The organism is Variovorax sp. 01N429, from assembly GCF_056399425.1.
Window position 1 is genome coordinate 54,003 of the sequence record NZ_JBFTRG010000014.1, and the last position, 20,603, is coordinate 74,605.

The 20,603-nt window shown below is 63.1% G+C and carries 18 protein-coding genes; 8 read left to right on the forward strand and 10 right to left on the reverse strand.

What is annotated here, in order from left to right:
* From AC1DSF_RS22395 to AC1DSF_RS22435, 9 genes are all read right to left on the reverse strand, one after another.
* Positions 1–1,398: a nucleobase:cation symporter-2 family protein gene (locus AC1DSF_RS22395; protein ID WP_478127815.1), complete on the reverse strand. Its 1,398-nt coding sequence runs from the start codon at positions 1,396–1,398 to the stop codon at positions 1–3.
* A 101-nt stretch (positions 1,399–1,499) separates the two neighbouring features.
* Positions 1,500–2,927, reverse strand: coding sequence for a UbiD family decarboxylase (locus AC1DSF_RS22400; RefSeq protein ID WP_478183465.1), 1,428 nt, complete (start codon positions 2,925–2,927; stop codon positions 1,500–1,502).
* Positions 2,924–3,841, reverse strand: a complete 918-nt coding sequence (locus AC1DSF_RS22405; protein ID WP_478127813.1) for an amidohydrolase family protein — start codon at positions 3,839–3,841, stop codon at positions 2,924–2,926. Before AC1DSF_RS22405 ends, AC1DSF_RS22400 begins: the two co-directional genes overlap by 4 nt.
* A 25-nt stretch (positions 3,842–3,866) precedes the next feature.
* Positions 3,867–4,802 carry an amidohydrolase family protein gene (locus AC1DSF_RS22410; RefSeq protein ID WP_478127812.1) on the reverse strand — a complete coding sequence of 312 codons (936 nt, stop codon included), beginning with the start codon at positions 4,800–4,802 and terminating at the stop codon, positions 3,867–3,869.
* 47 nt (positions 4,803–4,849) lie between these two features.
* A complete protein-coding gene (locus AC1DSF_RS22415) occupies positions 4,850–5,971 on the reverse strand; it encodes a CobW family GTP-binding protein (protein ID WP_478127811.1) in 1,122 nt (373 codons plus the stop codon).
* Complete coding sequence (locus AC1DSF_RS22420) at positions 5,968–8,286, reverse strand: xanthine dehydrogenase family protein molybdopterin-binding subunit (RefSeq protein WP_478183466.1); 2,319 nt, start codon at positions 8,284–8,286, stop codon at positions 5,968–5,970. Before AC1DSF_RS22420 ends, AC1DSF_RS22415 begins: the two co-directional genes overlap by 4 nt.
* On the reverse strand, positions 8,283–8,756 hold the full coding sequence (locus AC1DSF_RS22425) for a (2Fe-2S)-binding protein (RefSeq protein ID WP_478127809.1): 474 nt from the start codon (positions 8,754–8,756) through the stop codon (positions 8,283–8,285). The genes AC1DSF_RS22420 and AC1DSF_RS22425 overlap by 4 nt, the downstream gene beginning before the upstream one ends.
* On the reverse strand, positions 8,753–9,616 hold the full coding sequence (locus AC1DSF_RS22430; protein WP_478127904.1) for an FAD binding domain-containing protein: 864 nt from the start codon (positions 9,614–9,616) through the stop codon (positions 8,753–8,755). Before AC1DSF_RS22430 ends, AC1DSF_RS22425 begins: the two co-directional genes overlap by 4 nt.
* A gap of 2 nt (positions 9,617–9,618) precedes the next feature.
* Positions 9,619–10,230, reverse strand: a complete 612-nt coding sequence (locus AC1DSF_RS22435) for a UbiX family flavin prenyltransferase (protein ID WP_478127808.1) — start codon at positions 10,228–10,230, stop codon at positions 9,619–9,621.
* Positions 10,231–10,282: 52 nt separating this feature from the next.
* Here AC1DSF_RS22435 and AC1DSF_RS22440 point away from each other — a divergent pair, with 52 nt between their 5' ends.
* From AC1DSF_RS22440 to AC1DSF_RS22475, 8 genes are all read left to right on the forward strand, one after another.
* Complete coding sequence (locus AC1DSF_RS22440) at positions 10,283–10,642, forward strand: TIGR02444 family protein (protein ID WP_478127807.1); 360 nt, start codon at positions 10,283–10,285, stop codon at positions 10,640–10,642.
* A 157-nt stretch (positions 10,643–10,799) separates the two neighbouring features.
* Positions 10,800–11,702, forward strand: coding sequence for a LysR family transcriptional regulator (locus tag AC1DSF_RS22445; RefSeq protein ID WP_478127806.1), 903 nt, complete (start codon positions 10,800–10,802; stop codon positions 11,700–11,702).
* A 593-nt stretch (positions 11,703–12,295) separates the two neighbouring features.
* Complete coding sequence (locus AC1DSF_RS22450; protein WP_478127804.1) at positions 12,296–13,534, forward strand: phophatidylserine decarboxylase associated domain-containing protein; 1,239 nt, start codon at positions 12,296–12,298, stop codon at positions 13,532–13,534.
* Between the two features lie 44 nt (positions 13,535–13,578).
* A complete protein-coding gene (locus AC1DSF_RS22455; RefSeq protein WP_478127803.1) occupies positions 13,579–14,313 on the forward strand; it encodes a HalD/BesD family halogenase in 735 nt (244 codons plus the stop codon).
* The gene (locus AC1DSF_RS22460) at positions 14,306–15,244 is read left to right on the forward strand and encodes an EamA family transporter (RefSeq protein ID WP_478127802.1); all 939 of its coding nucleotides are present in this window, start codon (positions 14,306–14,308) and stop codon (positions 15,242–15,244) included. Before AC1DSF_RS22455 ends, AC1DSF_RS22460 begins: the two co-directional genes overlap by 8 nt.
* Positions 15,241–16,503: an ATP-grasp domain-containing protein gene (locus tag AC1DSF_RS22465; RefSeq protein WP_478127801.1), complete on the forward strand. Its 1,263-nt coding sequence runs from the start codon at positions 15,241–15,243 to the stop codon at positions 16,501–16,503. The genes AC1DSF_RS22460 and AC1DSF_RS22465 overlap by 4 nt, the downstream gene beginning before the upstream one ends.
* Before the next feature lie 29 nt (positions 16,504–16,532).
* Complete coding sequence (locus AC1DSF_RS22470; RefSeq protein ID WP_478127800.1) at positions 16,533–17,519, forward strand: PLP-dependent cysteine synthase family protein; 987 nt, start codon at positions 16,533–16,535, stop codon at positions 17,517–17,519.
* Positions 17,520–17,710: 191 nt separating this feature from the next.
* Complete coding sequence (locus AC1DSF_RS22475) at positions 17,711–18,616, forward strand: SDR family oxidoreductase (protein WP_478127799.1); 906 nt, start codon at positions 17,711–17,713, stop codon at positions 18,614–18,616.
* 29 nt (positions 18,617–18,645) lie between these two features.
* Here the strand turns inward: AC1DSF_RS22475 and AC1DSF_RS22480 are convergent, their stop codons facing one another.
* Positions 18,646–20,592, reverse strand: a complete 1,947-nt coding sequence (locus AC1DSF_RS22480; RefSeq protein ID WP_478127798.1) for a sensor histidine kinase — start codon at positions 20,590–20,592, stop codon at positions 18,646–18,648.
* Positions 20,593–20,603 lie beyond the last annotated feature (11 nt).

Consider the following 20,603-nt stretch of genomic DNA (forward strand, 5'->3'; position numbering starts at 1 on the left):
TCAGACGGCCTCGCGCAGTTGCTGCTGCGGCTCGGCCTCGGCCGCACGATCGCGCCCGTTGAGCATCAGGTTCAGCAGCACTGCCGACAGCGTGCCCAGCAGGATGCCGTTCTGGCAGAACTTGGCGAGCAGATCGGGCAGTTGCGAGAAGAAGCGGTCGGCCAGCAGCGGGATCATGCCCAGGCCGAGGCTCAGCGCCACCACGTAGGCGTTCCTGCAGTTGCCGACGAAATCGACGTGACTGAGGATGCGAATGCCCGCGGCCGCCACCATGCCGAACATCACCAGCGCGGCGCCTCCAAGCACGTACTGCGGCACCGATGCGGCCACGAAAGCCAGTTTGGGCAGGCAACCGAGCACGATCAGCATGGCGCCGGCCGTCACGCACACCCAGCGGCTGCGAACACCGGTGACCTGCACCAGCCCCACGTTTTGCGCATAGGAGGTGTAGGTGAAGGTGTTGAAGATGCCGCCGACGATGGCGCCGACGCCGTCCGCACGCAGGCCGCGCGCGATGTCGTCTGCGTTCAGCGGCTTGCCGACCACCTCGCTCAGCGCCAGGAACTGGCCCACGCCCTCGATCATGATCACCAGCATCACCACGCACATGGTGATGGCGGTCATCGCGTCCAGTGTGGGCAACCCGAAGTGAAAAGGCGTGATCACGCGCACCCACTGCGCGTCCGCCATGCCGGCGAAGCTCACCCCACCCAGGGCCGCAGCGATGCAGAAGCCGACTCCGATGCCCACCAGTGCGGCGATGTTCGCCAGGAAGCCCCGACACCACGCCACGATGGCCAGGATGATCAACAGCACGAGCCCGGAGATGGCGATGTGCATCGGCACGCCGTACGCCGGGTTGGGCATGGGCCCCGACGGCCCGTTGATGGTCGGATTGCCGCCGGCCGCCCAGTTGATGCCCACGCGCATGAGCGAGATGCCGATGATCAGCACGACCGAGCCGGTGACCACCGGCGGAAACCATCGCACCATGCGGCCGATGTAGGGTGCGACCAGCAGCGTGAAGACCCCCGCCACGATGACGGACCCGAACACCGCCCGCATGCCCAATTCAGGATTGGAGCCCGTGGCAATGATGGGCGCGATGGCGGTGAAGGTGACGCCCATCATCATCGGCAGGCGGATGCCGACCTTGCCGATTCCCATGCTCTGGATGATGGTGACGATGCCGCAGCAGAAGAGATCCGCTGCGATGAGAAAGGCAATGTCGTCCTTGGGCAGCTTGAGCGCGCCGCCGATGATCAGCGGCACCGCGATTGCGCCGGCATACATCACCAGCACATGCTGCAGGCCCAGCGCGGCCATCTTGTGCAGCGGGAGGATTTCGTCGACGGGATGCACCTGCGGCGCATCGATCGTATTCGTGGCGTTCGTCATGTCTTGTCTCCGTGTCTCTTTCGGTGCAATCCATCCGTGGCCGGTACGCGGGCGTCTGGCGCACCCGTCGAGCCTCACGGCCGAGCCGTTGTGCAGGCCGCTCAGGCGGCCCACGCTCCTGCGCTGTGCGCCAGCAGCGATTCGGCGCGCGCCATGGCGGCCTCGTCGATGCGGGCGCGCACGCCGTCGAAGTCGGGGCCGCGCGTCGCGTCCAGCCCCATGCGCGATGTGGTGCCGACGCCCGAGGCGGAGGGGTCCAGCGCGCTGCCGGGCAGCCCGTCGACCACCACCACGTCGAGATGCGGCTGGAGGTGGGTGGCGATGGCCCACAGCACCTCTTCGTCGCGCGTGATGTCCACGTCCTCGTCCACTGCAACCACCGTCTTCAGATACGGGTCCCAACCCAGCAGGCCCAGCATCACCTGCCGCGCCTCGCCCGGCCGGCTCTGGCGCAGCGCCACGTACGCGTGGAAGTGCGTGCCCGAGCTGGGGTAGTGCACCGCCGTCACGCCGGGAAAGCGCTCCTTGAGCTTTTCCACCATTTCCGATTCGCGCGGGATGCGCCCGAGGTTGAGGTGCTCGGCCGAGTTGCCGCCCACCACATCCAGCAGCCATGCGTTCTTGCGGCGCATGAGCGTCTGCACGCGCAGCAGGTTGTTGGTGGAGCGGTCCGACGAATAGCCCGTGAATTCGCCGAAGGGCCCCTCTTCGGCGTGCGCCTGCGGATCGATCTCGCCTTCCAGGACGAACTCCGCATGCGCAGGCACCGCGATGCCGTGGCGCGGCGTGCGTACGACTTCCAGCGGCGCGCCGAACAGGCCGCCCGCCACTTCCCGCTCGTCGACGCCGTAAGGCAGCCGCGCGGCGGCGGCGAGCATGAACAGCGGATGCGCGCCGATCACCATCGCGACCGGCAGCGGCTTGCCGCGCTCGGCGCTGGCCTGCAGCATGCGCCAGAGGTGACCGCGCGAATGCAGGCTGGTGGCGATCTCCTGCGGCGAGTGCACCATCGAGCGGTGGTAGCTCACATTGCCGATGCCGGCTTCGCGGTCTTCGGCAATCACCACCGCGTTGGTGATGTAGGGGCCCCGGTCCGTCGCGAAGTGCCGGATCGCCGGCACGCTCGCCAGGTCGAAGCCCCCGGTGTGCACCACTTCCGTCGCTGCGCCGGATTGCACCTCGCGCGGGGCCACCCTGCGGCGGCTGCGCGCCTGGTACTCGGCGTGGATGCCGGCGGCGGGCACGCCGCCCAGCATGCGGCCTACCCGCTCGCGAGACGCGAAAAGGTTCGTCACGAGCGGCCCCTGAAAGCCTCGCAGGCCCTCCACCCGCTCGAACACCAGCGCCGGATGACGACCCCGCGCGGCCAGCGCCCAGACCGCAGCGGTAACGTCCTGATCGGCGCTTGCCGGCTCCTTCACCGTGAGCACGTCCTCCGCATACAACGCGCGATAGGTATCGACGAAGCGATGCAGGTCCTGGCCGCTGCCGGCCAGATCCGCAGCGCGCGGATCGGGGCGGTGGTTCATTTCGCGGGCCGGCCGTAAGTGTCGAGCAGACGCAGCTTGGCCTCGTTGAGGCTGCGCGGCGGCGAGGTGGTCTCGATGCCCACCAGGCGTGCGATGTTGTTGCCGAGATAGTCCTCCAGCGTGTCCTCGTCGATGCCGATGCCGTGCGGCGCGGGCCTGCAGAGCATCTCGAGTTCGCGCAACCACATGCCAGGCTCGTTGGGCGGGCTGTCGGTGCCGAACACCAGCTTATGGCGCGGCAACTCCTTGGCGAACTCGGCGATGCGCGCCTGGAAGCACCAGCCCGATTCGACGTACACGTTGGGCGTGTCCATCGCCATCCAGAAGGTCTCGAACGAGTAATTGCCGCCGGTCTGGATGCCGAAGTGCGCGATGACGAAGTTCACCATCGGGAACTCGCGGATGATCGGATAGAACATCGTCGGGATGGTGAAGGGGCCGTCACCCGTGTGGATCAGCACCACGATGTTGTACTTGGCGCACACCTTCATGGCCGGGCGAAGCCACTCCAGGGCGCGATCGGGCCGGTAGCCATGCATGTTGGCGTGCAGCTTGATCATCTTGAAGCCGTATTCCTTGTGATGGAACTCGATCTCCGCCGCGCCGTTCTCGGGACCCCAGCGCGGGTTGTAAGTGAAGTTTCCGATGAAGCGGTCCGGGTACTTCTGCGTGAGCTCGGCGATGTACGCCATGTAGTCGCGGATGCCTTCGCGCCCACGCCGGTTGCCATCGCGGTAGCCGGTGTTGCCCGGCGGCGGCTGGATGAATCCCATGTCGATGCGGCGCGGCTTGCCGTTGATCATGTAGGGGCCGTCCATGAGCTTGAGCATGCGCTCGCCGTTGAAGGGCGTTCCCGTGTGGCGCCAGGCCTCGTCGACGAGGTTGGTGGGGTGCAGGTGGGTGTCGATGATCATGTTGTCGTCTCCGGCTTCTCTTCTTTCAGTACAGGGCGATCACGGGCTGCGGATCGATCTTCCGGCCCAGGTGCTTGCAGGCCTCCTCGAAGCTGCGAGGCGCGGGTGTGGCCTCGAGGCCGACCATGCGGGCGATGTTGTTGCCCAGGTAATCCTCGAGCGTTTCCTCGTCCAGGTTCAGGCCCTGCGGCGGGTTGGTGCAAAGCACTTCCAGCAGCCGCAGCCACATCCCGGGCTCGTTGGGCGGCGTGTCGGTGCCGAAGATGATCTTGTTCTTCGGCAGCACCTTGGCGAATTCGACGATGCGCGATTGAAGGCACCAGCCCGATTCGCAGAACACGTTGGGCAGCTCCATCGCCCACTGGAAGGGCTCGAAGCAGTACACGCCGCCGGTTTGCACGCCGAAGTGCGCCATGATGAAGTTCACGGTCGGGAACTCCTTGATCATCGGCACCCATTCGGTGGGGATGCTGTAGGGGCCGTCGCCCGTGTGCAGCTTCACGGGCACGCCCAGTTCCGCGCACTTTTCGAAGGCGGGCCGCACCCAGTCGAGCGCGCGGTCGGGCCGATAGGCGTGCATGTTGGCCTGCATCTGCACCATCTTGAAACCGTGCTCCTTGACGTAGCGCTCGATCGCCTCCACGCCATTCTTCACGCCACAGCGCGGGTTGTAGACGAAGCAGCCGATGAAGCGATCGGGGTGCTCCTGCACGCACTTGAGCGTGTAGGCCATGTAGTCGTCGATCGACTGTCGGCCCGATTTGTCGCCGTCAGTCCAGGTGTAGATGGTGTTGCCCTGCGGCGGCTGGATGAAAGCCTTGTCGATGCGCCGCGGCTTGCCGTTGACCCAGTAGGGGCCGTCCATCGTCGCCAGCAGGCGATCGGCGGTGTAGGCCTCGCCGTCGTGCCACCAGGCCAGGTCGACCTGGTCGGTGGGGTAGCAGCTGATGTCGATGATCATGGGTGATGTCTCCTTGTCGAACGTTGCGAAGTTGCAGTTGAAGCGCTTCAGGCGGCTTCCAGCGCCTCTTGGAATCGGGATGCGGGTGGGGCGTCGTCAGTGCTCAGGCAGGCCTCCAGGCGTGCGCGCAGCTTCTGGTCCTGCAGATGCCGGCCGATGAAGACCAGCTTGCTGGCGGGCGTCTCGTCCCACCACGGCAGCGAAGGCTTGAGTTCCAGCAGACGGTGCACGCCCTGCAGCACGTGGCGACGCTCGTCGCCTTGCACATGCAGGATCCCCTTCACGCGAAAGATGTCGTCGCCGCGGATGGCGAGCAATTCGTGCAGCGAGCGTTGCAGGCGTTCGGCGTCGAAGGGGCGATCGAAGGTGAAGGAGACGGAGCTGACCGATGGGTCGTGCGTGTGAGTGGGTGAATGCGGGAGATGATCGTGCTCGCATTGCGCGTCGCAGACATGTTCATGGTGATGTCCATGGTCGTGCCCGTGCGCCTCTTCCATGAAGTGCGGATCGGTCATCGACAGCGCGTCCGACTCGAAGGACTGCAGACCGAGGATCAGCGACAGGTCCACGTTGGCGTGGGCCGTGCGCAGGATCGGCGCGCTGCCGTTCAGAGTGCGAATGCGTGCTTCGAGGGCATCCAGCTGTGCCGCGTCGACGAGGTCGGTCTTGTTGAGCAGGATCCGGTCAGCCACCACCAACTGCGTCACGGCCTGGTTGTCGTGGTTGGCAAGCGCCGGGTCGTCCAGGTGCGGCTGCACGTGGAGCGCGTCGACGAGCGCCACCACGCCGTCGAGCACCACCTTCTTCGCGACTTCGTTGTCCATGAAGAAGGTCGCGGCCACCGGCGTCGGATCGGCGAGGCCGCTGGTCTCGACCAGGATGTGGTCGAACTGATCCTTGCGTTCCAGCAGCTTCTGAAGGATCTTGACGAGGTCGTTGCGCACGTCGACGACGCAGCAGATGCAACCGTTGGCTACCTGGAAGATCTCTTCTTCCGAAGCCAGCACGAGGTCGGAGTCCACGTCGACTTCGCCGAACTCGTTCTCGATCACCGCGATGCGATGGCCGTGGCGCTCGGTCAGGATGTGGTTGAGCAGCGTGGTCTTGCCGGCTCCCAGAAAGCCCGTGAGGATGGTGACGGGCACCGGGCGTTGGACGGGGGTGGTCATGCGGACACTCCTTCTTCGGTTTGGATCTGCTGCTTCTCGCGCAGCGCCTGCAGCACCTGTTCGGGCTTGATGGGGTAATGGCGAAAGCGCACGCCAATGGCGTCGTAGATGGCGTTCGCGATGGCTGGCCCGATGGCGACGATCGGGTCTTCGCCCACGCCCTTGGCGCCGAACGGGCCGCCCGGGTCGGGCGCGGTTTCGAGCAGCACGGTCTCGATCGGCGGCATGTCCATCGACAGCGGCATCTTGTAGTCGACGAAGTTGGCGTTCAGCGAGCGGCCTGTCTTCATGTCGATCTGGTAGTCCTCGTACAGCGCATGGCCGATGCCCTGCTGGATTCCGCCCTCGATCTGCCCGGCCGCGCCCACAGGGTGGATGACCTTGCCGATCTCGTGCACGGGCACCACGCGGCGCACGCCGATGCGTCCGGTCTCGGTGTCGACTTCGACCTCCACGAAATGCGCGGCGAAGGAATAGGACTTGGTCGGGTGGTAGGTGGCGCTGCCGACGAACTGCGCTGCAGGGATTCCCTTGCGAGGGCCCACCACGTCCTTGATGCTCATGCGACGGTCCGGGTGACTGCGCACGAACACGTGGTCGTCACGCACCTCCAGTTCGTCGGCTGCCGATTCCGCCACTTGCATCAGCGTGGCGGCACGCTCCAGAAGTTCGGTCTTCACCTTCGCAGCGGCCATCTGCGCGGCGCGTCCGCCCATGTAGGTCGTGTGGCTCGCGAAGGCGCCGATGTCCCAGGGCACGACGTCGGTGTCCCCATGCACACAACTCACACGGTCGAAGGACACGCCCAGCTCTTCTGCGACGATCTGCGACAGAGCCGTGTGCGCGCCGGTCCCCAGACCTGCCGTGCCCGTCAGCAGCACCACCGTGCCGTCCTCGTTCATCTTGACGATCGCGTTGCCCTGCTCCTTGATGCCGGGATAGGCACTGCTGCCGTGCATTTCGCAGCCGATGCCCCAGCCCGTCTTGAGCACGCCCTTGTCGCGGGCATGGCGGCGCACTGCGGGCCAGCCGACGCGCTCGCGTCCGTGTCGGATGCAGTCCTCCAGCCCGTGGCCGATCAGCGCGTGGTTGGACGGAGCGATGTCGCCCTCCCCGACTGCGTTCTTCAGCTTCAGCTCGGCCGGGTCCATGTCCAGGGCTTCGGCTGCTTCATCCATCTGGATGTCCAGCGCGTAGTAGGCCTGTACCACGCCGTAGCCGCGAAACGCGCCGGCGATCGGGCTGTTGGTGTAGACGCAGCGTCCTTCGAGATGCACATTGGCGCAGCGATACAGCGACACCAGCGATGACGTGCCGACGATGGTGACACCGGGCCCATGCGAGCCATAGGCGCCGGAGTTGTAGACCAGGCGGGCCTGGCGTGCGGTGATCGTGCCGTCCTTGCGAAAGCCCTGCTTCAGCCAGATGCGCATCGGGTGGCGCGAACGACCGCCCAGGAAGGTCTCTTCGCGCGTGAACTCCATGCGCACCGGTCGGCGCGTCGCTTTCGCGAGCAGCGCGCAGAGAAACTCGTGCTGAAACAAGTCCTGCTTGGCGCCGAAGCCGCCGCCCATGTGATCCACCAGCACGCGCACCTTGGACAGCGGCAGGCCCAGCACCTCGGCCATGATGCCGCGCACCATGAAGGCGGTCTGTGTGGAGATCCACACGGTGAGATTGCCGTTGCCGTCCCATTGGCAGGCGCAGACGTTGGGCTCCATGTAGGCTGGCGTTGGGCGGCCTCCTTCGTATTCGCCTTCGATCACGAAGTCGGCTTCGGCAAAACCTTGCGCCACGTCTCCGCGCTCGAACACCTGCGGAGCTAGCACCAGGTTGTGCCCGAAGCCGCGGTCGTGAATGGCGGGCGATTCGGGGCGCTGCGCCTCCTGCACATCGAACACCGCCGGCAAGTCCTCGTACTCCACCTCGATCAGATCGAGCGCGGCCTCGGCGATCTCCTCGGTGGTCGCAGCCACTGCCGCCACGCCCTCTCCCCAGTAGCGAACGCGATCGTCCAGGATGTACTGGTCGCAGGTGACCGAAGCCGAACGCGGGTGGGGCGAGCCCGCATGCAGCACGCGCGGCACGTTCTCATGCGTGAGCACCGCCTTCACGCCCGGCAGCGCCAGCGCACGGCTCGTGTCGATGCGCACGATGCGCGCATGCGCCACGTTGGAGCGCTTGATGCGCCCGTAAAGCATGCCGGGCCAGGAGAAGTCGCCCGCATATTTGGCCTCGCCGGTCACCTTGCCCAGCAGATCGGTGCGCTTGACGCTGCGACCGACGACGCCATGCTCGACAGTGGGCTTGTTCATGACCGCACCCCCTGCGCCGTCTCGGCAATGGCCTGGATGATCTTGGTGTAGCCGGTGCAGCGGCAGATGTTGCCGGCGATCGCGAATCGGATCTCGTCGGTGGTGGGCGCCGGGTTCTCGTCCAGCAGCGCCTTGGCCGCCATGATGATTCCCGGCGTGCAGAAGCCGCATTGCGCCGCCCCGCAGCGCATGAAGTTCTCCTGCAGCGGATGCAGTGTGTCGGCCGAGCACTGCACGCCTTCAATGGTGGTGAGCGTGGCGCCCTGCGCCTCCAGTGCCAGCACCAGGCAGGAGTTGACCGGCTTGCCGTTCATCACGACGGTGCAGGAGCCGCACTCGCCGACGTCGCAGCCCTTCTTGGTGCCGGTCAAACCCGTCTCGCAACGCAGCGCGTCCAGCAGGCTGCGGTTCGGCTCGACCGCAATCTCGCGCTCCTCGCCATTGACGGTGAATGTCACGATGCTTTTCATGCGAGCTCCTCGACGGCTTGTTCGATCGCACGGCGGCTGAGCACGCGCACCATCTCGCGCCGGTAATCGGCACTGCCGCGCACGTCCCCGATGGGGCGTGCCTCCTCGCTGGCTGCATGCGCGGCGGCGGCGATCCGTTCGGTGGTCAGCGGCTGGCCGCGCAGCAGCGCCTCGGCCCGAACCGCTCGCAGCGGCGTGGGCGCCACAGCGGCCAATACGATGGCGATGCCAGTGCAGGTGGCGTCCTGCAGGGTCAGGGTGACAGCGACACCCACGGTGGCCAGCTCCATCTGCGCGCGCCGGCCGTGCTTGATGTAGACCTTGCCGGTGCCCGGCGGTGGAGCGGGAATGAGGATGTGCGTCACGATCTCGCCTGCTCCGAGCGCGGTACGGCCGGGGCCGATGCAGAAGTCCTCGACGCGGCATTCGCGCCTGCCTGCAGGACCTTCGATGCGCAGCACGGCGCCGTCGGCAATCAGCGGCGGCAGCGTGTCGGCCGAGGGCGAGGCGCGGCACACATTGCCTACCACCGTGGCGCGGTTGCGCACCTGGATGGATGCAAAGTCGGTGCTGGCCTTTGCGAGGCTGGCGTAGTGCTGCAGCGTGACGGGCGCGGTCTCGACCTGGCGCACCGTGACCAGCGCGCCCAGCGTCAATCCCGACTTCGGATCGAATCCGAAGTCGTCCATGCCCGGGATCTTCTTGATGTTGATGACGCGCGCTGGCGAGCGCACGTGCTCCTTCATCTGCACCATCAGGTCGGTGCCACCCGCCATCAGGCTCGCCTGGCCGCCGGCAGCATGCAACAGGCCCACGGCCTCATGCAGCGTGGCGGGCTCCGCATAGTCGAAGTACTTCATGGTCAAGAGGAGGTTGAATTTGCTTCGTCGAAGGAACGCCCCGAAGCGGGCCCCGTCCAGCGCCTGACTGCGCCGACGTCGATGTCGAACAGGTCGAGCACGCGGCCCAGCGTGTGGTCCACCATCTGCTCGAGGTCGCGCGGTTGCGCGTAGAAGGCCGGCACCGGCGGCGCGACGATGGCGCCCATCTCGGTGACCGTCGTCATGTTTCGCAGGTGCACCAGCGTGAGCGGCGTCTCGCGCGCCAGCAGCACCAGGCGCCGACGCTCCTTGAGCATCACGTCGGCCGCGCGGGCGACCAGCGTGCCGCCGGTGCCCGAGGCGATCTCGGCCAGCGTTTTCATCGAGCATGGCGCCACGATCATGCCCAGCGTGCGGTAGGACCCGCTGGCCACGCAGGCGCCGATGTCTTCGTTCTTGTGAACCTTTTCCGCCAGTGCGGTGACGTCCGAGAGATGCAGTTGGGCCTCGCACGCCATCGTGAGTTGTGCTGCGCGGCTGACGATCAGGTGCACCTCGATGTCCAGCGGCTGCAGCAGTTGCAGCAAGCGGTGGCCGTAGACGAATCCCGATGCGCCCGTGATGGCGACGATGAGTCGGCGTGGCGTGGTCATGGCGGATGCCCGGCTGTTCATGCGGTCAGGCTGCCGCATACTCGCGAGCGCCATGATCCATGACGACGCCTGGGATTACATCGTCCGCGCCTACGCCCAGCCCCGTGCGGCGCGGGAGCTGCTGCGGCGCCAGGACGAGGAAGGTCTGGACGTGGTGCTGCACCTCTTCTGCTGCTGGGCCGCCGACCGGGGCCAAGCGTTGGATGAGCCCGCATTGCGCGAAGCGGAGGCCCTGGTGCGCACATGGCGTGAGCAAATCGTGCAGCCGCTGCGTGCGCTGCACCGGGCGATGAAATCCGTGAAAGCCGATGCGGATCGCCGGGACGCTGTCAGGGCGCAGTTGCAGGCGGCGGAGTTGGCGGCGGAGCGGGCACAGCTTGAGATGCTGTGCGACTGGCTGGCTGCGCAGTGACGCCTGGCGAGACTTGGACATCGTGGGCTCCTGAGAACGCGGAACACCAACCCGGCGAAGCCTTTTCCGCCACGGGCATGCGACGCATAGTGGCAGGCCCAAATCATTTGATAAATGGCCGAATCCTTATATATTCATTGAACTACTCCATGAATCCATGAACGTCACCCTGCGCCAGTTGCGCGCCTTCATCGCGGTTGCCGAGGCGCAGCATTTCACCCGCGCGGGGGACGCGCTCAATCTCACGCAATCCACGGTGAGCACGCTCGTGCGTGAACTCGAAGCCAACCTGGAGCTGCGCCTGTTCGACCGGCACACGCGGATGCTGCGCCTCACCGATGCCGGCGCCGAGATTCTTCCGCTCGCACGCAAGGCCGTGGCCGACCTCGACAGCGTGATTGGCAGCTCCGCTCAGCTCAAGACACTGGGGCGCGGCCGTGTCTCGCTGGCAGTTTCATCGGTGCAGGCGGCACTGGTCATGCCGCGCCTGATCCGGGAGTTCTGCGATCGCAATCCTGGCGTGCGGGTCGTGATGCACGACGTGGTGCAGGAAGAAGTGCTCAACATGGTCCGCGCCGGTGATGTGGATTTCGGCCTGGGCACTGCGTTCGGCGCGCGCCATGACCTGGGCATGCGCCTGCTGTGGTCGGAGACCTTCCACGCCATCCTCCCGACGGACCATCCACTGGCGCGCGCCGAGGAAATCACCTGGAAAGAGCTGCGCAGGGTGCCGCTTATCGGTCCGCGTCCCGGCAACCCGGTGCGCGAGCAGATGGACTTTGCGCTGGCACGCGACGGCGTGTCCCTGCCCTTCACCTATGAAGTCTCGCTGCCCATGACCATCCTCGGAATGGTCGAAGGCGGGCTGGGCGTGGGCGTACTCACCACCTCGATGCGGCGCGTGGTCGATGCGCTGGGTCTCACCATGCGCCCGATCGTGCGGCCTGTGGTCAAACGCGAAGTGGTGCTGGTCTTCCATGCCGACCGTTCGCTGTCCCCGGCAGCGCAGAAGTTCCGCGACCTGTTGATGGAGCGCCGCAGCGAGCTGGGGCACGGCTGAGTCGAAGCGGCCCCGAAGCTTCGCGCGGTCGGCGAGTTCATCGCAGCGGTCCCTGCCACCGCATGCATCAGTCCCGAATCATTTGGCCGGGACGATAGGCGGCAGCACGAACGAAGCGTGCTCCGCACGCGTGTGGATCGTTGTGGCCCCGCCCATCATTTCTAGCGGCCGGTCGCCTTGCTCTTCATGAACGTTGATGGCGCAGCCAGTCTGTCGTATGCCGCCGTATGGCGGCGGCGCTTTCGGCACCAGCGGTCCGGGCAGTTGATGGTCATAGTCCTGCCCGCCGACAGTGAGCGCAATGCGCTGCGTCGACGCGACGATGAATGAATCAGCGTCTCCCTAACGCTCTTCGCCATTGCAATTTCAGAGTTCTCTCATAGCCGACGAGCCTTTCGAATCTCGACACTGGCCAAGGAGGACATAGAAATGCGAGTCGGCATTGTCGGATCCGAGTACCGGTTCGACCTTGTGACCCAAAACGGCATCCGCATCAACGGCGACAGCGTCATCAATCGAAGCACATCGATGCCCGCCCATTTACGCGCAATGGTCGCGTGGACAGGACAAGAAACGAAAGGGATGAGAAACGTATGACCGAAACAGAATCTGTCTTTCCGGGGTTCGCTCCGCACGAGCGAGCACAGGTCGATGCATTCCTTCTGGACGTCGGCAAAGAGGTGCACCGTGAATACGTGGATCCGGATGAATGCTCTACGCCGATACGGGCGCTGGATCATCTGCTTCGGCGCGATGCGATCACGCGCATGTACGCCATTGAGATGCTGGAGCAAGTTCCGAGTCCGTATCGCGTGGTGAGCACCATCCCGGAGCTGCTGAGCGCGCTGCAGTTACTGTCGACCCGCGCACCGTCGTTCCACGCAGACCCTCGGCGAGCAAACTTCTTCCCCGTCTCCACGCTGTTCGTGCGCATGATGATGACACCCGCCGGGCAAGCTCTGTTTCGTATGGACGGGTTCAACACCTGCCTCAGGGTCATTCTCCAGAGTTGGTGCCTCCACCTCGATTCGCCGCAATCCAGAGACGTGCTTCACACTGAGGAAGGTGGATGGTTGTCCGCCCCCTCATGGGCACATCACCAACTAAATGAATGTCTGATCCCAGATTCGACGGCGCCCCACTGCGGATTTGGCTCCTTCAATGCCTTCTTTCATAGGCAAATCAGGCGCGAATTCCGCCCAATTGCGGAGCCTGAAAACTCTCGGATCATTGTTTCTCCGAATGACGGTACCTTGTACAAGGTGGTTCACGAGATCAAGCGCGCTGACCGTTTTTGGATCAAGAGCCAGCCCTACTCTCTTGAACACATGTTGGCCGGCGACCCGCTGTTCCGGCTGTTTGTGGGCGGGACCGTCTATCAAAGCTTCTTAGATGGACGCAACTATCACCGCTTCTGGTCCCCCGTTGCAGGATGCATCAAGAAGATCGTCCACATCGAAGGCTTGATGTTCAGCAACGCTGAATCGGTCGGCGAGGATCTGACCGCAGGCACCTACTCACAGGCGTACATGAGCTGCGTCAATACGCGGGCGCTCGTGTTTCTTGAGAGTGACAGTCTTGCCATTGGCATGGTCTGCCTTGTTGCCGTCGGCATTTCGGAAGTGTCGTCTATTCGGATGTCCGTTCAGGTTGGGCAACGGCTTGAAAAAGGCGATGAGATCGGCCACTTCAGCTATGGCGGAAGCAGCATCTGCCTGTTGTTTCAACCCGGCGTTATCCGAGATTTCACCATCCAGGTTCGCGATACCGGCGCGCAGGTGGGCACCCGCGGCGCCGTCCTGAAGGTAGGCCAAAGCATCGCGTCTTGCTAATGCCCGCCAGCCCGGCCACTACCTCACTCCTCAACGGAAAAAATATGCCGACAGCAAACGCCATTCTCGACCTCGCCGACATGGCTACCCATCTCGCTCAATACGACACGGACTCGCTCGGTCTTGCCTTGAAGGTGAACGGCGTCGTTCAACTGCATGACTTTCTGCCGTCAACGCTCCTTTCCGAGCTGAATCAGCAGGCCGATGATCTGCTGGATTCCTTCGGCAGACGGATTGACGTACAAGTTCGCTCGACCGGCAACACGCCGAGGAGGTATGTAAGCGTTGGCCGAAATGATGTCTTCAAGAATTCCAGCCTGATCAAGAAGCTTTACTTCGATCGGGATGTCATCTTGTTCTTCGAAAAATTGGCGCAAAGCGCGGTCATTGTGGCGCCCTATGAGCCTGAGCAAGCAGTTGTCAATCGCATGAACCAGGAAGGTGACACCCATGGATGGCATTGGGACGACTACAGCTATTCGGTCGTACTAGTGCTAACTGCGCCGCAACGGGAAAATGGGGCTCAGGTCGAGTGCGTCGACCGAACATGCTGGGATAAAGATGCCGCCCGGGTGGAGGACTATCTGCGCAAGAAGCCCGTGCGGTCCTTAGCTCTAGATTCGGGTTCCGCGTACGTACTTCTTGGGAAAAGAGTGATGCATCGAGTCTCACCCATGCTGCGAGCCGATACCCGAAAGGTTATCTGCTTCACTTACGCGGCCGAGTCGGAGCGGTTCAACTCCGTTGACCACGGAAGTATGCAGGACATCTATGGATAGCGCGCGCTATCGCCTCTTGACGGGCGTGCTTTGCGTACTGGGCTTCGTCTTGATCTCCGATATACGAGACATTTATCTTGAGCAGCATATCAAGGTCGAGAATCCGTTTGATTATCTGCTCATTGTTTTCAGTCTCACCGCTCTGTTCTACGCTGTCACCAACCTCGTGAAAGGCCCCAACGTTCCGTCTGCAGAGACGTCGGGATTCAAGGCCAACATCGTTTGGTTGAACTTGGCCACTGCGAGCAATTGGCTGGGGTGGTATCTCTCTTTGAAATACCTTACGGCGCCCACGGTGGTCGCACTGTATGCGGGCATCATTCCCCTGGCGACCTGGATCGTCAATCGGTTGCTGCGCTCAGCCAGTGCGACATCAAGCGCCGATTGGCTGTCCGCCGTCCTGCTGTTCTCTTGCGCAGTGGCCTGGGCGTTCTCTAACGTTCTCTCGCTACAAGGCACCCAAGCGGCAACAGGCCTTGCTCTAGTAGCGATGTGCTCCTTTTCCATTGCCGCCACAACAGTTGTGTCAAAGCGACTGGCGGACTTGGAAGTCCCTGCACGCAGGATCATGGCACATCGCTTCTACATCTTGCTCGTCGTCGCGTTCTGCATGTCGTCGCCAGCCGCGGAACTGCTGGATGTGGCTAGTCGCAACTACCAGGTACTACTGCTTGCGACCAGCGCGGGAACGATCCTGACCCTTTGGCTGCTGCAAAAGGGCATAGAAAGGTGCGAGCCTGTACTGACCGCGCTGCTGATCGCCACCTCACCGGCTTTCAGTCTGGGGTTATATGCCCTCCTGATTGGAGACGCATCCATCGAGCTCGACACGGTTCTCATGTCGGTGACTGTCGCAGGCATAGCGGTGAGTCACATTCTGATTCAGCATCGACAACACGCACTTCGGTTACTTCGGAACAACTCACTATGAACCAAGATCCTCGAAACAAGTCCGGCTCATGGCTGATCGTGGACGGCTACGGCAGCGGCAAGCAATACGTAACGCTTCTGAGCGAAAGGGGTCTCAACGTCTATCACGTGCAGAGCACGGAAAACCAGACCGAATACCTGCGAAAGAGCTTCTGCGCGCAACACTACAAGGCAAACTTCGTCTACGCGGGTGACTACGCGAAACTGCTATATGAACTGAAATCGATCGATAACCTGTCATTCGTGGTGCCGGGCTGTGAGACAGGAGTCGCACTGGCGGATCAGTTGTCTGAGGACCTTGGAACGCCAACTAACGGACGCTCCAAGAGTTCCTCACGAAGAGACAAGTTCGACATGGTCGAGTCACTTCGCGCCTGTGGCGTCAAGGCAGCAAGAACGTTTCGCGTAGGGAGTCTGGAAGAGCTGGAAGGCATCAGTGAAGAGTTGGGTCTTCCCGCGGTTGTCAAGCCTTGTGAGAGCGCGGGATCGGACGGTGTCTACATCTGCAAGACGAACGCAGAACTGGTGTCGGCGTTTCATCGCATCCATCGAGCACGCAATATCTTCGGATCGATCAATGAAAGCGTCTTGATCCAACAACTGTTGGTTGGCCAGCAGTACATCGTCAATACGGTCAGCTATGACGGTCAGCACGCCGTCGCCGAGATATGGGAGGACAATCGAGAAGACGCGGGCTCGACCTACCTCTACGACTATGAGTTACTTCTGCAGGAGCGCGGCCTACTCGAAGAGACATTGATCGAGTACACAAGGTCGGTACTGGATGCTTTGGGAATTCGGTTTGGGCCTTGTCACGTAGAGCTTATGGTCAACGATGGTGTTCCAACGCTCATCGAAGTAGGTGCGAGGCCAGCCGGTGGCATTCAGCACGAAGTGATGAACGATGCACAAGGCTATTCTCATGTGAGCGCTTCGGTCGATTCCTATCTAAACCGCGGCTTGGCGGAGTCTTACTTTGACCGCCACAGTTGCAAGCATGTGGTATCGGTTTCGCTTATCAGCAGACGCTCGGGCATCCTCAAGAATTACAGGAACATGGAACGCATCAGCGCTTTGCCTTCGTTCAAGTGCCTAGTTGGGCTTCCCCAAATAGGTTCGGCGGTTCATGTGTCAAGAAGCCTTGATACCCAGCCCGGGATTCTTATGCTTTCCCATGAGCGCAAGCAGCAAGTGTTGAATGACGTCGATGCATTTCGGCTCATCGAACTTGACGGCATATTCGAGTTTGGGAATCACTGAAATCGCTATCGGGCGACGGAGAAACAACGATGTGGAAAAAGAACATTCTCGAGACTATCGGAAACACCCCGATGGTTCGAATAAACAGGCTAACCGAACACATCCCTGCCACCGTGCTGGCAAAAGTGGAGACCTTTAATCCTGGTCATTCGACCAAGGACCGAATGGCTCTCAGGATGGTAGAGGACGCGGAGCGGTCTGGCTGCTTGAGACCAGGAGGAACGATTATCGAGGGCACAAGTGGCAATACTGGGATGGGGTTAGCGATCGCGGCAATCATCAAGGGTTACAAGTGCGTCTTCACCACCACCGACAAACAGTCGAAGGAGAAGGTGAACGCCCTTGAGGCCCTGGGCGCAACAGTTATCGTATGCCCGACCGACGTCGCGCCGGAAGACCCCAGGTCTTATTACTCGGTTTCCGCTCAGTTGGAGAAGGACATTCCCAACGCATGGAAGCCGAACCAATACGACAATCCCAGTAACTCTCTCGCGCACTACGAAACGACGGGCCCCGAGATCTGGGAGCAGACTGAGGGGCAAGTAACTCACTTGGTAGTGGGCGTCGGGACTGGAGGAACCATATCGGGAACGGGAAGGTACCTGAAAGAGAGGAACCCCCGCATAAAAGTATGGGGTATTGACACCTACGGTTCCGTGCTTAAAAAGTACAAGGACACTGGCTGTATTGACAAGAATGAGATCTACCCGTACGTGACCGAAGGCATTGGCGAGGACTTCGTACCGGCAAATGTGGACTTCTCTGTCATCGACCACTTCGAGAAGGTCACAGACAGGGATGCGGCGCTCATGACTCGTGAGGTGGCACTGAAGGAAGGCATCTTCGCGGGCAATTCATCGGGCGCCGCCATGGCGGGTCTGTTGCAGTGTTCGCACAAGCTCACGAAGGACGATGTGGTCGTCGTGATTTTTCATGATCACGGCACTCGGTACCTTGGAAAGATGTTTAACAGCGAGTGGATGCGTTCGAAGGGCTACCTGGACATGGCGGAATGATTTGACGTCGCTGCGCTGGCTCTCGCACACTGCGTCCACGCGGATCACAGAACAAGCGACTTCGGATTCTGCTGCTGAAACGACCGTGCTCATCAATGACGTCCTACGCAGACCCGCGGTGTCCGTGACGGCACGCGCATCGCAAACGGCAGAAAACATTGGCTCTCCACAGCTTTCAATCAGGAGAACCGATGTCAGTTCATCTCAAGCCTCTCGACCGGCAGGTCGTCGTGTTGACCGGAGCTTCCAGCGGGATCGGCCTATGCACCGCCCGTCAGGCAGCAGAACGCGGCGCGTGCCTGGTGCTCGTCGCCCGAAGTACCGAAGTGCTGGATCGACTCGCGGCGGAGCTCAACGGGAACGCGATCGACGGCAAGCGGCGGGCGGTGGTGGTCGCTGCTGACGTTTCCGATCGCCGGCAGCTCGAAGAAGTGCCGCGCGTGGCGATCGACACCTTCGGCCGCATCGACACCTGGATCAACAATGCCGGCGTCTCGATCTTCGGACGCCTCGACCAGGTCGACGAAAAGGACAGCCGCCGAATGTTCGACATCAATTTCTGGGGCGTCGTGAACGGCTCTTTGATTGCCTTGCCGCATCTGAAGCGCGAAGGCGGCGCGCTCATCAATCTCGGCAGCGAGGCATCGGACGCCGTCATTCCGCTGCAGGGCATGTATTCCGCGTCCAAGCACGCGGTGAAGGGGTTCACCGATGCGCTGAGGGCCGAGATCGAAGACGTCGACAAAAGCCCCGTGAGCATCACGCTCATCCAGCCCACCGCGGTGAACACGCCCTACCCGGAGCACGCCAGGAACTACATGGACCAGGAGCCGAAGCTGCCGGATCCGATGATCGATCCGGAGGATGTCGCACGCGCGATTCTCAAGGCGGCGACGGAGGGCGGGCGCGATATCAAGGTCGGCTCCATGTCCGTTCTGAACACGACCATGTCGAAGATCATGCCCTCGGTAGCCGACAAGATGTCGGCCAGGCAGGTCGATCGGCAGCAGAAATGGGAAGACCCGAAGCATCCGCAAGGCACGCTGTACGAGCCTGGCCATTCGGGTCGGACACACGGGCGTGCTGAAATCGGCTAGGGCCTCAAGACGCTGATCGGCTTTCGGCGCTACGTCAGTTCCATCGGCCTCGAAAGCCCCGAAAAGACCGAGTCGCCGCGCTCGACCTTGAGATTCAGCGTGATGCAAACGCCCCCTGAAGGAGGCTGCTCCACACGCAGCCGAGCGCCGATGGCCGCGGCGCGCGAGCGCATGTTGTCGAGCCCGCGTCCGCCTCGACGTCTTGCCGGTTCTGCCGCACCGGCAGAGGGGTGGCGAAGCCCGACGCCGTTGTCCTCGATCTGGAGGGTGACGGCAGGCTCGTCTTCGCGCAGTCGCGCACGCACGACGATGCGCGATGCCCGCGCATGTTTGAGCACATTGGTGAAGGCTTCGAGCAGGATGCGTTGCACGTGCATGACGACGTTGGGCGAGAGCTCACGCAGCTCCGGCAGCTCGGCGACTTCCCACACCACCGCGATGCCCGCGGCCTCCAGGCGCGGCTGCAGGCGATAGCGCAGCGTTGCGAGCACGGTGGCGAGATCGTCGTTCGCAGGCTGCAGCGAGTCGACGGCCATGCGCATTTCATCGAGAGCCACCTGGACGTGTTCGCGCAACGCGCCGGCATCGGCGCCGGGGCGGGCGACCATGTTGAGCAGAGCCACCAACTGCGATCCGACGCCGTCGTGAATCTCGCGCATGATGCGCTGCCGCTCGTTCGATACGGACTGATGGTGCTGTTGCTCGCGCAGCGCGTCGAACGCAGCCTTGAGCTGATGCTCTCGCTCGTCGACGCGGCGCGAGAGATTGGCGTTGAGCGCGTGGAAGTTCGTCACCGTGCGGCTGTAGCGCTCGGCAATGATCCAGCCCATGATTGGCACGAACGCGAACATCGCGTGCTGCACGTAGGTGGTCCGCAAGCCGTTCGCGCTCGCGATGCGGATTGCAATGAGGTCGTGCAGGCCCGCGGCAATCGAAGCCGTGAGCGCAGCAGCAATCAGCCAAGCCCGGAGCCTTGGGTCGCCGCCAAGCCATGCGCGGCGGATGACGGTCCACAGCGACAACAGGGACATCGGAACGATCGAGCACAGTGCCAATGTCAGCAGCAACGGCTGCCGCATGCCGAAAGACAGGCAGGCGAGCACCGAGCTGAGCACGATTGCGATGTCGACGCTCCGGCTGGCCCAGCGTGCGGCAGGCTCGACGGCCAGCAGGGCAAAGCGGCACATCAGCGCCATGTGCGACATGAAGCAGATCGCCACCATTGCGCCCAGCAGCGGCCAGGGCACGGGCACGTCGGGCCACGCACGGTCGAGGATGCGAATGAAGCCGAGCGCCGCGCCGAGGCTGAACCAGCCATACATCGGCTCCCGCTGCCGAAGCCACAGCACGCCCGTGAACACGCCCATGCCGAGAAGGCCCGCAGCGAAGACGAGCATCGCGACGTCACGGCGCAGCCGGTGCGCGTCGTAGATCGGCTCGATTGCCGCCTGGGGTCCGTAGCGGAACACCGAGAGGCCCCCCAGGCGCTGCGGCTGGATGGTGGCTTCGACGCGCAATTCGTTTTCGCGATCGCTGTGCAGCAACGATGCCGGGACCGTCACCATCACTGGTGTCTTGGCCGCGTCGAACAGCGGATCACCGAGGGTGCCCCAGTGTCGGATCACGCTGCCATTGACAAGCACGTCGACCTGATTGCCGACGCGCGAGAACAGCAGCGCCATCGGCTCGGGGCTGCGCCTCGGCGGCAGCATGATGCGGTAGCTGGCGCGACCGCCGCGTCCCGGAAAGTCCGCGTCCCAGCGGCGACCGAGATCGACGGGCCCCTCTCTCGGCGGCAAGCCCTCCGGTTCGAGGACGGCCTCGGCGCTCTCGAAGGTGCGGATATCGCCCAGTTCGTCAGGTCCAGCCCAGGTGGCTCCCGGCGCAAGGCAAAGGACGATCACTGTCAGCGCCGAGAGGCAGCGGGCGACAAGCCGCCAAGCGTGCGCCACCGGGTTCGAGGGCCAAAAGAGCATGCGCGCGGCCG

Bases quoted from the DNA above. Each gene is read 5' to 3' on its own strand.
- AC1DSF_RS22395 (WP_478127815.1), bottom strand. From the start codon at position 1,398: ATGACGAACGCCACGAATACGATCGATGCGCCGCAGGTGCATCCCGTC.
- AC1DSF_RS22400 (WP_478183465.1), bottom strand. From the start codon at position 2,927: ATGAACCACCGCCCCGATCCGCGCGCTGCGGATCTGGCCGGCAGCGGC.
- AC1DSF_RS22405 (WP_478127813.1), bottom strand. From the start codon at position 3,841: ATGATCATCGACACCCACCTGCACCCCACCAACCTCGTCGACGAGGCC.
- AC1DSF_RS22410 (WP_478127812.1), bottom strand. From the start codon at position 4,802: ATGATCATCGACATCAGCTGCTACCCCACCGACCAGGTCGACCTGGCC.
- AC1DSF_RS22415 (WP_478127811.1), bottom strand. From the start codon at position 5,971: ATGACCACCCCCGTCCAACGCCCGGTGCCCGTCACCATCCTCACGGGC.
- AC1DSF_RS22420 (WP_478183466.1), bottom strand. From the start codon at position 8,286: ATGAACAAGCCCACTGTCGAGCATGGCGTCGTCGGTCGCAGCGTCAAG.
- AC1DSF_RS22425 (WP_478127809.1), bottom strand. From the start codon at position 8,756: ATGAAAAGCATCGTGACATTCACCGTCAATGGCGAGGAGCGCGAGATT.
- AC1DSF_RS22430 (WP_478127904.1), bottom strand. From the start codon at position 9,616: ATGAAGTACTTCGACTATGCGGAGCCCGCCACGCTGCATGAGGCCGTG.
- AC1DSF_RS22435 (WP_478127808.1), bottom strand. From the start codon at position 10,230: ATGACCACGCCACGCCGACTCATCGTCGCCATCACGGGCGCATCGGGA.
- AC1DSF_RS22440 (WP_478127807.1), top strand. From the start codon at position 10,283: ATGATCCATGACGACGCCTGGGATTACATCGTCCGCGCCTACGCCCAG.
- AC1DSF_RS22445 (WP_478127806.1), top strand. From the start codon at position 10,800: ATGAACGTCACCCTGCGCCAGTTGCGCGCCTTCATCGCGGTTGCCGAG.
- AC1DSF_RS22450 (WP_478127804.1), top strand. From the start codon at position 12,296: ATGACCGAAACAGAATCTGTCTTTCCGGGGTTCGCTCCGCACGAGCGA.
- AC1DSF_RS22455 (WP_478127803.1), top strand. From the start codon at position 13,579: ATGCCGACAGCAAACGCCATTCTCGACCTCGCCGACATGGCTACCCAT.
- AC1DSF_RS22460 (WP_478127802.1), top strand. From the start codon at position 14,306: ATGGATAGCGCGCGCTATCGCCTCTTGACGGGCGTGCTTTGCGTACTG.
- AC1DSF_RS22465 (WP_478127801.1), top strand. From the start codon at position 15,241: ATGAACCAAGATCCTCGAAACAAGTCCGGCTCATGGCTGATCGTGGAC.
- AC1DSF_RS22470 (WP_478127800.1), top strand. From the start codon at position 16,533: ATGTGGAAAAAGAACATTCTCGAGACTATCGGAAACACCCCGATGGTT.
- AC1DSF_RS22475 (WP_478127799.1), top strand. From the start codon at position 17,711: ATGTCAGTTCATCTCAAGCCTCTCGACCGGCAGGTCGTCGTGTTGACC.
- AC1DSF_RS22480 (WP_478127798.1), bottom strand. From the start codon at position 20,592: ATGCTCTTTTGGCCCTCGAACCCGGTGGCGCACGCTTGGCGGCTTGTC.